The organism is Lysinibacillus sp. NPDC094177, from assembly GCF_050279145.1.
Lineage (GTDB): Bacteria > Bacillota > Bacilli > Bacillales_A > Planococcaceae > Lysinibacillus.
On record NZ_JBNNTW010000001.1, the window covers coordinates 339,634 to 352,391 of the forward strand.

General features: G+C 35.6%; 14 protein-coding genes and 1 other annotated feature. Of the genes, 5 read left to right on the forward strand and 9 right to left on the reverse strand.

Annotated elements, in window-relative coordinates:
* Nucleotides 1-547 precede the first annotated feature (547 nt).
* Nucleotides 548-1,258, forward strand: coding sequence for a helix-turn-helix transcriptional regulator (locus tag ACQKNC_RS01600; protein ID WP_427423146.1), 711 nt, complete (start codon nucleotides 548-550; stop codon nucleotides 1,256-1,258).
* A gap of 120 nt (nucleotides 1,259-1,378) precedes the next feature.
* Entirely contained in the window at nucleotides 1,379-1,621 is a 243-nt protein-coding gene (locus tag ACQKNC_RS01605) for a DUF2626 family protein (RefSeq protein ID WP_376074512.1), read from the forward strand.
* Nucleotides 1,622-2,353: 732 nt separating this feature from the next.
* On the opposite strand, the gene ACQKNC_RS01610 is transcribed toward ACQKNC_RS01605, so the two are convergent.
* A complete protein-coding gene (locus ACQKNC_RS01610) occupies nucleotides 2,354-2,998 on the reverse strand; it encodes an MBL fold metallo-hydrolase (RefSeq protein WP_427423147.1) in 645 nt (214 codons plus the stop codon).
* A gap of 168 nt (nucleotides 2,999-3,166) precedes the next feature.
* Here ACQKNC_RS01610 and ACQKNC_RS01615 point away from each other — a divergent pair, with 168 nt between their 5' ends.
* Nucleotides 3,167-3,346, forward strand: coding sequence for a DUF2759 domain-containing protein (locus ACQKNC_RS01615; RefSeq protein ID WP_427423148.1), 180 nt, complete (start codon nucleotides 3,167-3,169; stop codon nucleotides 3,344-3,346).
* A 278-nt stretch (nucleotides 3,347-3,624) separates the two neighbouring features.
* Here the strand turns inward: ACQKNC_RS01615 and ACQKNC_RS01620 are convergent, their stop codons facing one another.
* From ACQKNC_RS01620 to rpmG, 4 genes are all read right to left on the reverse strand, one after another.
* Nucleotides 3,625-5,520 (reverse strand): LTA synthase family protein, encoded by a 1,896-nt coding sequence (locus tag ACQKNC_RS01620; protein ID WP_427423149.1) that lies wholly within the window; start codon nucleotides 5,518-5,520, stop codon nucleotides 3,625-3,627.
* A 281-nt stretch (nucleotides 5,521-5,801) separates the two neighbouring features.
* Complete coding sequence (locus tag ACQKNC_RS01625) at nucleotides 5,802-6,011, reverse strand: YqgQ family protein (protein WP_427423150.1); 210 nt, start codon at nucleotides 6,009-6,011, stop codon at nucleotides 5,802-5,804.
* A 1-nt stretch (nucleotide 6,012) separates the two neighbouring features.
* Nucleotides 6,013-6,597, reverse strand: a complete 585-nt coding sequence (locus ACQKNC_RS01630) for a 5-formyltetrahydrofolate cyclo-ligase (protein ID WP_427423151.1) — start codon at nucleotides 6,595-6,597, stop codon at nucleotides 6,013-6,015.
* 203 nt (nucleotides 6,598-6,800) lie between these two features.
* Nucleotides 6,801-6,950, reverse strand: coding sequence for a 50S ribosomal protein L33 (gene rpmG, locus ACQKNC_RS01635; RefSeq protein ID WP_008408521.1), 150 nt, complete (start codon nucleotides 6,948-6,950; stop codon nucleotides 6,801-6,803).
* A gap of 150 nt (nucleotides 6,951-7,100) precedes the next feature.
* On the opposite strand from rpmG, the gene ACQKNC_RS01640 reads away from it, so the two are divergent.
* On the forward strand, nucleotides 7,101-7,553 hold the full coding sequence (locus tag ACQKNC_RS01640; RefSeq protein WP_427423152.1) for a hypothetical protein: 453 nt from the start codon (nucleotides 7,101-7,103) through the stop codon (nucleotides 7,551-7,553).
* Between the two features lie 3 nt (nucleotides 7,554-7,556).
* On the forward strand, nucleotides 7,557-8,057 hold the full coding sequence (locus ACQKNC_RS01645; RefSeq protein WP_427423153.1) for a hypothetical protein: 501 nt from the start codon (nucleotides 7,557-7,559) through the stop codon (nucleotides 8,055-8,057).
* A gap of 95 nt (nucleotides 8,058-8,152) precedes the next feature.
* Here ACQKNC_RS01645 and ACQKNC_RS01650 read toward each other — a convergent pair whose 3' ends face one another.
* From ACQKNC_RS01650 to ACQKNC_RS01665, 4 genes are all read right to left on the reverse strand, one after another.
* Nucleotides 8,153-8,725, reverse strand: a complete 573-nt coding sequence (locus ACQKNC_RS01650; RefSeq protein WP_427423154.1) for an anthranilate synthase component II — start codon at nucleotides 8,723-8,725, stop codon at nucleotides 8,153-8,155.
* On the reverse strand, nucleotides 8,722-10,107 hold the full coding sequence (trpE, locus tag ACQKNC_RS01655; protein ID WP_427423155.1) for an anthranilate synthase component I: 1,386 nt from the start codon (nucleotides 10,105-10,107) through the stop codon (nucleotides 8,722-8,724). Before trpE ends, ACQKNC_RS01650 begins: the two co-directional genes overlap by 4 nt.
* A 177-nt stretch (nucleotides 10,108-10,284) precedes the next feature.
* Nucleotides 10,285-10,492: a binding site (T-box leader), on the reverse strand.
* A gap of 39 nt (nucleotides 10,493-10,531) precedes the next feature.
* On the reverse strand, nucleotides 10,532-11,602 hold the full coding sequence (locus ACQKNC_RS01660; RefSeq protein WP_427423156.1) for a mechanosensitive ion channel family protein: 1,071 nt from the start codon (nucleotides 11,600-11,602) through the stop codon (nucleotides 10,532-10,534).
* Between the two features lie 69 nt (nucleotides 11,603-11,671).
* Nucleotides 11,672-12,544: a hypothetical protein gene (locus ACQKNC_RS01665; protein WP_427423157.1), complete on the reverse strand. Its 873-nt coding sequence runs from the start codon at nucleotides 12,542-12,544 to the stop codon at nucleotides 11,672-11,674.
* Nucleotides 12,545-12,758 lie beyond the last annotated feature (214 nt).

Genomic DNA, 12,758 nt, shown 5'->3' on the forward strand with positions numbered 1-12,758 from the left:
TTATCCCCAAATAATAAAGTAAATGGAACTTCAAAAAAAGTTATTGATTGTTGTTAATGTAAATCTTGAAGCTTCTGGAATATAATCATAGTTTTCATCTTTTTTTCATTTTTAATATCCATATCTCAACCCATCTCCGCCAATTTGAATATTTTACATATAACATGACATATTCGGTAAAAGTTTCTCACACTCTCTAACGTAAGTTTGAATATTCAGTAAATTGATCACCTTCTTCTGGTCCATTCGAATATGACCGCTCTATACGATATTTCCTAGTATAGATACGAACCTGTCACGAGAAAAGCCCTTTTCTTAAAATAAAAATTTGCTATAAAATTTCCTATGAAACATGTTTTTTGCTATAAAAATGTAGATATCATGCAAATTTTCACTAAATATGAACATAATCCTATGAAAAAGTTAATATTTATGCCTAAAGGAACTGTTTCTTTTTCAATAATGCAATATAATAGAATTAACATGATTTTTTTCCTACACTTGGAAGAAGAGTTAATATTCAAAAAAATACATAGAGGTGAAGTAAATGATCCATCCATTAAAAATTACTAGTACGTTGGCCGATGAAACTAGATACTCTATTTATGAGTACATCCTACAAGAGAAGAAAACAGTAACGGTCCAAAACATCGCTGATAAATTCGGCATCCATCCAAACGTTGCACGTCTACACTTAACAAAGCTATCAGAAATCAATATAATTACAGCTGATTTTGCCAAAACTGGGAAAGGTGGTAGACCTGGTCGTGTTTATAAAGCATCTGATAAAGGTGTATCATTAACGTTCCCAAGACGTGATGAGGATCGACTATTAAAATGGACAATCCAATTAATTCAAGAATTTGGACCATCTGCTTTAGAAAAATGTCAGGACATAAGCTACCAAGACGGTTACCAGCAAATGAAGAGTTATCTAAATGCTGAGTTACAATTAAATAATACCCTTTCCTTCGAACAAAAGCTTCAGCTATTAACTGACAATGCAGCATTAATTGGCTATATTCCGCAAGTACAACAAACAGAGCATGGTAAAAAAGTGACTTTCTCCATTTTTAATTGTCCATTCCAGGAGCAGCTTACTACTCATTCAGAAATTGTTTGTTCTTTACACGAATCCTATTTAAAGGGACAGGTCGATGCGTTATACTCGAGCAATGAGTTAATACAAATTGATAGCATGATACATAATTGCGATTTATGTAAATATGAAATAGACGTGACAGAAATCGAAAGCTAATTTATAAAAATCCAATTGTTTGTCACAAAGAAGAAGAAGTTCCAGTTTACAGATACCTTTCATATCATTTATAATGAGTAAGAGATTATTGTGTCGTGGGCAAAAGGAGGGGAAATCTTCATGGATAATATGTATAAAGTTATGGCATTCTGGACAGGTATTTTTGCAGTTATGTTCTACCTTGGTGGTATGAACGAAGTATCGCTATTATTCGTAGGTAATACAGGTTTATTCTTATTATTAGGCTTCTTAAACCTTTCAGAACGTATGTACATGTACATTTTCGGAGCATATTTAACTGTATTCTTTGCTGGCTTCACGTACTATACAACATTCATTCACGTACCTGGTGTCGGTCATTAATACAAAGAAAAACGCGTGTCTCATCAAATGTGAGACATGCTTTTTTTATGTAAATTTATTCATCAGATGCATGATCTATATCCAGACATAGTAAAATCCCCCTTTGCAATTATGGTTAGATTTTGGTTTTTTTTATCTATCCAACGAATTGTAAGGGGGATATTTGTATTTTATGAAGTTAATTTATGCTTTAAAATCACCCACAAAGATGAAATTGTCCAATAAAACGGGATGGTAGATGGCATGAAAATTGAAGAAAATACTATCATCACAGCTAATAACTAAAATCAGTAATCAGCGATAAATAGCAATAATAATTCTATTTACATCACCTATTTTTATTTTAGTTCGTCACTATAACGTAAGGTTGATTTCCGCTCCGATTGGGCGCTTTTATCGCTGCCGCGACGTTAGCACTGCGCTTTCGCACAGTGCAAAGCTTCCTGGGGGCGTCCGATGAGCCGCTTGGCCAAAAGGATGTTGGTCACGAAGGCATTATCACAGGTCGTGATGTTTTTAGCCTTCGTTCCTTTGCCTGCTCTCTCCAGGGTCTCGGTTCCCCTATCGCTGATCCTCAAAGAGTCGCCCAGTCTCCACTCCAATCAACTTAAATAAAAGATATACTTTTTAACAAATATCATACTAAATTTTCCGTTATTATCCTTTATTTCATCATAAAAGAATGTAATTTTCACAATAAATGTTATTTAACATTCGTCTCTATTTGTTAATCTAAAAACCATTCAAAAAAGGATTTGTCTCCATTTCTGCACCGACCGTTGTATAATTACCATGACCAGGGTAGATAATAGTATCCTCAGGTAGTGTCAAAAGCTTATCATGAATAGATGCAAGTAATATTTTTGTCGAGCCTCCAAGTAAATCTGTGCGGCCTACCCCTTGTTCAAATAGTGTATCTCCAACAATAGCGAAGCCATCATTTTCAAAAATATATGAAATACTACCTGGTGAATGTCCTGGCGTAAAAATAGCTTTAAAACAAAAATCGCTTATTTCAAATAGCTGTTCTGCTTTCAAAATATTTTCTTCTGCTGGGGCAGCGACAATATAATCTGGTAATGCTGCGTATTTACTAGAGCCATTTTTAGTTGGATCTCCTAACCAACTTACTTCTTTTTCATGAATCCATACCGGAACATTAAAAGCCTCGCGGACAGCATCCACTGCACCGATATGGTCGAAATGTGCATGTGTTAAGAAAATGGCTAATGGTTTTAGACTGTTACTACGTATAGCCTTGATGATTCGATCCGCTTCTTCTCCTGGATCAAATATTAAACATTCCTTATTTTTATTCGATACGATATAACAATTCGTTTGGACAGGTCCAAGTGAATAACTTCGTACGTTCATCATTGTTATCACCTCAATCTTAATTATACAACCTTTGCCACAATTTGACGATAAATGTTCATAGTTTAAACTATTTTAGTTCTCGACAAAAACAGGTAGAACGTTTACAATTAAGGAGGAATATTGTTTACGACATTCATTTTCTGATGTCGAAAGGAGTGTCAATTTTTAATGAACTTATTAATGGTTATTTTTGGTCTAGTAGCAATTTTAGCTGTAGTCGGTACATTCCAAGCAATTAAAGAAAAGAACCTTTTAAGCGTTGTTTTCAACTTACTAAGTGCTGCTGTATTCGGTTGGTTCGTAGTTATGACTGTCATTAATAGCGGATACCCACCAAAATTACACTAAAATTTAGACAGAAAAAAGAGCAGTCTCCATTCCGAGACTGCTCTTTTTCTATCCATTTTCTTGATTGAGACCCTAATTGTAATATCTAGTATCTGAGCAGTTCTCTCTTTTACCTAAGCAGTTTCCACACTTCCCCCTATTCATTCATCTATCTCTAAGCTATCTAACAGGCCTCCTAAGCGTTGAAAATTCTAGTTTAACGATATTATGTAAATATTTCCACGAAGCTATTTAAGAACAAAAGAGAGATCTCATTAAACATGAGATCTCTCTTTTTGTTATTTGACTGCCTCTTGCTTCAAATTACCTGTCTTTTGGTCATAGAAGCGGAGTAAATCACCGTTAATGATGGCATCAGAATTTTCTAGTTCTTTCGTAGCCCGATCTGCGTATGGCTGACATGGCTTACCATCAATTTCTTCACCAGTTGCTTTGTCATAGCAAGCTTCACCAGCATATACATATTTATCTGTTACAAAACGACCGTCGCGGAAAACAACGAAATCTTCATGCTCTGGTGAGAATAAATCTGCACCAAGTTGCATATCTTTTGAAGTTTCAACGCCAAGAAGGTGTAGAATTGTTGGACGTAAATCCATTTGTCCTGCAATCTCTGTCATTTCTTTCCCATCACCTGATCCAGGGATATGGATAAATAAAGGTACTTCTTGTAGTAATGCATTATCAAATGGTGTAATGCTATCTTTTCCTAAATATTGAGCCATCGCTTTGTTGTGGTTTTCAGAAATACCGTAATGGTCACCATACATTACAATAATAGAATTATCATATAAACCTTGATCTTTTAAACTTTGGAAGAAGTCTTTAAGTGCTTCATCCATATAGCGAACTGTTTGGAAATAACGATTTAATGTACCTGAGTTTGAAGTATATTCAGGAATCATTACATCTTCTGGATCCAATGTGAATGGATAGTGGTTCGTTAAAGTAATTAATCGAGAATAGAACGGCTGTGGCATATCTTTCATTAATGCTGCTGATTGCTCTAAGAATGGAATATCTTTCATACCCCAGTTAACAGCTTGCCCTTCGCCAATCTTATATGAATCTATGTCATAGAATTTATTAATGTGTAATGATTGATACATCATGTCACGATTCCAGAATGATTTATTATTCGGATGCATGACATTTGTATAGTAGCCATTATCTCCAAGGCGCTCAGCCATTGAGTTGTACGTATTTCCACCATGTGTGAAGAATACCGCACCACGACCTAAGCCGAACAATGAGTTTTCTGTAATAAACTCTGAGTCAGAAGTTTTCCCTAATCCAGTTTGGTGATAGAAGTTACTGAAATAATACGTATCTTTATCTTTTGTTAAAGAGTTTAAGAATGGTGTAATTTCATGACCGTCCATTTGGTTATTAATCACAAAGTTTTGTAAAGACTCCATTGAAACAACAATCAAATTTCGATCCTTGTATTTACCAAACATTTGAGGGTTGTTCGCTGCTTGATTAGAACGAATATAGTTGTTCACTTCTACTAATTGACTGCCATCCGCTAATGCACGTTGAGCAGAAGATTTTGATTGAATATAAATATCATACAAATGGTAGTTGTAAGTACCAATGTTTTTCACTAGTAATTCACGGTCAAAGCTACGAGTTAACAATTGTGGGCGCTCTGTTTCAGCTAATCCTAAGTTTAAGAACGAAACAGCAATCGCTAATACGAAATACGCGCGACGGAATTCCACGTTGACTTTTATTGCATCTTTCATTTTTGGCAAATATTTATTAGCTAAAATTAGAATAAGTACATCGATAAAATATAATAAATCCCAAGGGCTTACAATCGCTGCTACGGACGTTCCTAAATCACTAAAGTTACTTGTTTGGAATAGTACTGGTATCGTAATAAAATCGTTGTAGAAACGATAGAACGCCACATTTCCGTATAAGACAATCGATAAAATAACACTAATAGTAATTATATAACGATTTTTAACTTTTGGTGATTTAAAGAATAACGATATACCATAAGCAAATAGCAAGAAGCTTAATGGATTAATAAACAAAATAAATTGTTGCATCGCATTTTCGATTTTCATCTCAAAGCTCGTGTGATAAACAATGACCGTTTTAATCCAAGTTGCTACAATTGCTAGTATCATAAATGAATGTTTAGGCCACTTTATTGATTTCATTCCTAACATCCTCCCTACTTTCTTACAAAAAAATTAATAATTTTTAACAATTTGTTACTGAAACAAAATATATCTTAATCTTTTTTTTACAGATAATCAATAGATATATTTTAGGAAAACTGTTCTCCTTGTTCGTACATGCGCCAGATAGTAATATATACGTTTTCGTTTGTAAAAAGTTTCATAAATCATAAAAACAGTGGAAAACCACTGTTTTTTAAGAATATTACATACATGTTACATTATTATTACAATACCACAAATGGATAATAATTAAAACATTACTGATTATTCTCTTTCATGCGAAGCTTTGTTGTTTCTTGTCTAATTAGTAATAATGCCATTTGGTAATCTTTAATATCTAGTACATTCGCTTTATACAGCTCACGAACTTCATCCTCCATTAACATCAAATCACCAATGGGATCTCGTGTGTAAATATAAGTGCCATATGTTTTTAATAATTCATAAATATCTAACATTTTGTCCATTTTAGTTCGCTCCTCGTTGTGTTACACAGTCAATACGTTTTGTCGGTGTCACAATGATATCTACTGGGCAATCGTGCACTTCTTTAGGTACATGTTCATATAGCTGCTCATTAAATAACAGAGACATGAGCTTACCCTTTTTACAGTTTAATACATAGCGATCATAATAACCACCGCCGTAACCTATTCGATAGCCGAACTTATCAAAAACAACTCCCGGAACAAGGATGACATCCATTTCATTTGCGTCAACAAACTCACACTTCTCTGGAATTGGTTCACGCAAATGCATATAAACAGTTTCAAGCTGGGCAAACGATTTAATGGCGTAAAACGACATTTCTCTTGTTTTTGGATTGCATTTAGGCACAGCTACTATTTTACCAAGCTGCCACAGTTCTTCTATTAATTGAATTGTGTCGACTTCTGGCTTATTAGAAATGGTGATGCCGATTATATTTGCTTCTATTATATATGGTTCCTGCAGCACTTTTTTTACTACAGCAAATGATTGATCATAGTAAGCTACTTCGCTCATCTTGGCAAGAGCTTCCTTTACATCGTTCCGTAAAGTTGTTTTATCCATGCTAAGCTACCTCCTATTAAATTTCGTCTTGCGTAATTGCGGCTGTCGCTTCGCTTTCGCGCAGATAAATTGCCACAGGACGTCGCATTCTTAGAAACCTCATCCTCATTCATCTCTCAACCTTTAGAGGTGGCTGTCTTCTACTAAATGAAGATAAAAATGTAGAAAGCCAAAACCACTTGTGGTTTTGGCTTAATGAGCGATTACTTAGTTTCACGGTGAAGAGTGTATTTCTTCTCGCGAGAGCAATATTTTTTAAGTTCAAGACGCTCTGGATTGTTACGCTTGTTCTTTTTAGAAATGTAGTTACGTTCGCCGCAATCTGTGCAAGCTAAAGTAATGTTTACGCGCATTATTAACCCTCCCACTCTATATCAAGAATTTAAATTTTGAGCATGATTTATACGACTAACCTATTATAACATAAACTGAAAAAAAATCTACCTTCATTTCATATTAAGTTTGCATATGGTAAAATACCTTATAATTACATACTTAATGAGGTGAAACTATTGGATTTATCCATCATACTTATGATTGCAGGGATTCTCCTAATTATTGTGTCGTTCTTTTTCAAAAATAGCGCGAAAAAAGTCGAACAAGATGTTGAGGAGCTATCCATCTCTATTTTTCAAGAAACCAATAACTTAAAACGTCGTCTGAAAATTGTTGAGGAGGAGCTGTTATTAGAGCCAGAGTTTCAGGTTAAAACACCGCCAGTGCAAAATAACTCTATTCCAAATCCTAAGGTCCAACAGGTCATGCAAGCTGTTCAACAGGCTGCTCAGACATCGAAGACAGGACAAGCTGCTCCAAAATCAAAACCTATCCATCAAATTATTATAAGTCAGGTGCTTGAACTTAATAAGCAGGGGCTTTCTGTTGCCGACATAAGTATCCGTTCAAATTTAACAGAAGAGCAAGTCCGTCAAGTAATTGCAAATGGAGGTAGGTAGTTCATGAATAAGTCCGCTATCCGTGCATTTGGCATTGCACTTTTTCTTGTAGGAGCTTCGCTAGCTTTAGCAGCTCGTTTTGATCTCAATATCGGTCTTCCAACTAAAGCTTCCTCACATACAGAAAATGTAGAGAAGCTGCAGAAAAAGCTCGAACAGGCAAATAAAGAAATTGCATTGTTAAAGGGGCAAGTTAAGCAAGCTCCTAAGGAAACTACTCAGAAGACCGATGCAACTGAAACAAAAGCTAAAGACAACCATGAATCGGTAGATGCCCCAGCGGCCGATGTTGCCACTATGACACTTCAAATTTACAACGGTATCGCACCGTATTCTGTCGCAAAAAAGCTTGAAGATGGTGGCATCATCGAAAATAGTGTTGAAATGGAACTTTTACTTGCTAACCCTAAATACTCTCGAAGCTTACAAATTGGCTCTTACGAAATCAATTCTTCGATGTCATTGGAGGAAATTGCAAAATTGATTACAGGGAAAAAGCAATAATACTACCATTCAATTGGCTGTAAATATCTAGAATAACAATGGCTGTCATCAAAAATCGCACAACTGATTTTTGATGACAGCCTATTTTGTTTAGTTTATGAAACTAGTTCTAAAAAGGCTTGCATCATTATACTGCCCTCTTGAGTCCCAATGGATTCGGGGTGAAATTGCAACCCAAAAAGTGGGTACTCCTTATGTTGAATCGCCATAATTTCACCATCATCATTGGACTTTGCTAGAATATTGAAATCCTCATGTAACGTGCTTTGCTCAATCACGAGAGAATGATAGCGCATTACTTCGATGTTACCGTCTAACTGAGCAAATAAGCCTGTTTTTTCGAATTGAATCGTAGATAATTTTCCGTGCATAATATTTTTAGCCTGAACGATGCTACCTCCAAAAGCTTGCCCTATCGATTGGTGCCCAAGGCAAATGCCCAAAATCGGAAATTTCGTATAAAGCTCTTTGACAACATCCACTGTTATTCCTGCATCAGATGGCGTACCTGGGCCAGGTGATAAAATAATGGCTTCTGGTTGAATTTTCTTAATTTCTTCGATTGTCATTTCGTCATTACGTACTACTTTTACATCTTTCCCAAGCGTACTTATTTGCTGAAATAAATTATATGTGAATGAATCATAGTTATCGATTAGTAAAATCATTGTTTTACCTCCAATAGCGCACGAGCTTTATTTAGTGTTTCCTCGTATTCAGACAAGGGCACAGAATCGTGCACAATACCAGCCCCTGCCTGAACATGGGCACGATGATCCTTTATGATCATTGTCCGAATGGCTAGAGCTAAATCCATATCCCCTGTAGTGGAAATATAGCCTATTGCACCTGCATAGACACCACGCTTCACAGGCTCTAGTTCATTAATTAGCTGCATAGCACGAATTTTCGGCGCACCTGATACTGTACCGGCAGGCAAGCAAGCTCGGAGAACATCCAACACATGTACATCATCACGTAATTCGCCGATAACCTCTGATACAATATGCATAACATGTTTATAACGCTCAATATTCATATATTTCATAAGCTTCACTGAACTCACTTTGGCAATACGACCAAGATCATTACGACCTAAATCCACTAGCATACGATGTTCAGCGATTTCTTTTTCATCGTTTAGTAGCCCTTCAGCAATCAATTGGTCCTGCTCCACTGTTTTACCTCTAGGCTTCGTTCCTGCGATAGGGTTTGTCGTTACCTTTCGATCCTTTACCTTGACGAGACTTTCAGGAGATGTTCCTAAAATGGTATACGTACCAAAATCCATATAGAACATATATGGTGAAGGGTTAGATGTACGTAACTGACGATATAAAGCAAAAGTATTACCTGTATATGGTGATGTAAAACGTTGTGATAGGACTATTTGGAAAATGTCACCTTTACGAATATGCTGCTTAGCGCGTTCAACCATTGCTACAAAATTTTCTTTGGCAATCATGGGTCTGAAATCTAGTTCTCCAAACGTCATCGCATCAAACGTTATTCCAGCATTAAGCTGTTCCTCCATTTTAGAAATAGCCATCTCCATCGCTTCATGGGAACGCCCCTCATCAAATAAATCAATCGCTGCTAATGTAACCTCTTGCTTTAAATGATCAAAAACGATGAATGTGTCATAGAAAAAAACATGAACATCTGGCATTTCTAAATCATCCTGCAAGTATTCACCTATTTTCTCTGTATAAAATGCTGTTTCGTAACCAAAAAAACCAATAGCTCCTCCAAAAAATGCGAATGGGTATTGTGCCTTATGAAATGGCATAACTTGCTTTAATTTTACTAGTACATTGTCGCTCGATTTTTCTGTTTCTCCACCCTTGGTAAAAGAATAACCATTCCTATCTCCAATCAGTTCTGCAATTGGATTGATGGCAATAAACGAGTAACGTCCACTTTCTTCATGCTTGGCAGACGATTCGAAAAGCATCTTCTGCTTCCCTTCAAGTGATTGATAAACGGAAATTGGCGTCATCATATCACCCTGTAATACCTTCATGGCAAACTTTCTAAGCTCAACTTTCATACTCTTTCTCTCCTTTACTATGCTCTGCTCTTCTACACCAAAATGTATCAATTATGCATTGGCGTATTGACGCTGCCGCTTCGTTAGCACTTCGTCTATAAAAACATTGCGTCCGGATTACGAACTGTGTAAACACTGTTCATTCCTGCCAAAACATATAAAAAGGCCTTTCCATCACAAAAGGACGGAAAAGCCGTGGTGCCACCTTCATTGGTCTTATTATAAGACCCACTCTATGCCCTTTAACGTAGGCAAACGCTAATCCCTACTTTATTCAGGATTAGAGCTCCGAAGTCCATTCACCATTTATTTGTACTAGTTTCCACCAGCCACTAGCTCTCTATAACAAATAATAATAGCTACTATTCTTCATCATAGCTGATAACATGTATACATTGTAAAGCAAAAAAACTAACAATTCAAATTATTTTTTATTACGAAGCCATTCATCTTCAGCTGGAGTAGCTAGTATAATATTTAGTTCTTGAAAGATTTGACGAATAGCAAACAAAATATCCTGTCGCACATTTAGCATAATTGCCGTATCATTTGTTGCCACATAGAAACGCACAAGGATGCGATAAGAGGTTGGATAAAATTCATCTATAAATACATGAATCATTTCTTTTTCTGTATTAGCATGTAAATAAATTTCCTTTTGAATAGCACTTAAAGCATTACGTAATTTTTCTTCTTTATTGTCAGCAGCTACAAATAAAAATTGCTCACATTTTCGTTTTTCTCGTCTCGATAAATTATAGATTGGTCGATTTACCAAATAGGAGTTAGGTACATAAACAAGCCCTTTATCACCCGTTTGAATTAAGGTACTTCTTAGATTAATATCCTCAATGGTTCCTTCAATTTTTTGGTCCTCTGTTGCTATCCAATCGCCAATTTGAAACGGGTTATCAAGTGCAACTGACATTCCGCCAAAAACATGCGATAGTGTGTCTCGAATACCGAAGGCAATCGCTACACCCGTTAAGCCAATCCCTGTTAAAAAGCCATTCAAGTTAAAATTCCAGAAAGAAGCAATCGTAAACATCGCTAATATCATGATAAGCACTTTTCCTATACGTAGAAAAAAAGGTAACAGGACATTAGGTTCCTCATCGCTATTCAACGGTAGTGGCTGCTTTGTATAAAAATTTAATACATCGTATACGCCTTTAAAAGCGAAAAATACCATAATAGACAATACAAAATTTTTAGTTGCTACATGTGTAAATAAAAAGACTTCTAATAATATTGATAAGCTGAGTACAATTACTGCCGACATAAATGCATAGCGGATCGCTTTATTAAATTGTGCGAGTACAGTTGCCTGAAAGTTACGCTGACGATCTCTCAAAAATGTAACAGTACGATTAATAATTTTCTTTATAATAAAATGCTGAAAAAGCCAACCAATTACACAAAGTGCAACGGCAATAATAACTTCCATCCACGTTGGGGCTGAAATATTTGGTAATAACCATTTTAATGAATTCATATCATTCTCCTCAAATTACTATGTATATTCAAAAAAGGAGCCGATCTGCAAAGACGATCAGCTCCTTTTTTATTGTATAGCATCATCCGCAAAAAAAGCCTTATTAGCAAACCAAAATTGTTGCTCATTAAAATTATGTTCATGCATAGCGATAACCAAAAACTCAGCATGATACTTACGCTTCATTTCGTCAAGTACTGCCTTCGCTTGCTTTCCAACGAGATGTTGCCCATCGATAGGAGTACCTTCTGTAAATATAATTATATCCGCTTTTTTACAATGTTGATTTTCCTGGAGCAAACCCTTTACAAAATGGAGAACAGGTAGAACTGCAGCTTCTCCCTTTGTCTTATATTCAATAAAATCCTTAAAATCGGATAAATTTATACGGCCGTTTTCAAATCGATAATGTACATGAATTTGACAGTCATATGGAACGATATATAAGTCTCGATGCTCACTGTGCGCGTTCATAAATAATGGTAAAATCATGCTTTTACAAATATCAGTATATGCCGCCATACCATTTGTTTGTTCAAGACAAATAATAATTGGACCTGTTTCTTTTTTGTATTCATCAAACGGAATATATAGGATGTTTCCCTTTTTTATTGTTTGACGATTTAGCTTTTGACGTCTAGCTACCTGCTGCTTACTCTCATAATACAAGCGCTGCTCTTTTCCATTGGCCAATCGTTCGGCTTGCTCAATAGCTGGTATATTTTCACAAATTTCACGCATACTATCTGCCAATTCAAGTGCAAATGCTGCCATATTTCGTAATATTTCACTTTTGTAAAAATAATCAATAAAAAAATGTTGTTCCTTGTCACTTAATTCCTCAAGATGTAAGTTTTCATATAGAAAACGTAAAAAATCACGTTGTTCTGATGTGAATTCCAGATCAAATTCCTCTATGAGTGATTCTATAGCGTCTTTCACGAAGCAGCACCTCCTCAGCAAGTTTTTTTGGATAATGTCTATAGTATAACCAAAATAATTTTTTGACAATACAATAACTCTTGCTGTATTTTGACGCTATTTTTATTAACAATGTTGCTGTTATTTAAAAATGTCATGGAAAACTATATGCCTACAAAATTAAGTATTCTATTAAATAAAGTATGGTACTTTGGTAAAACGAGTGTTTGATTTC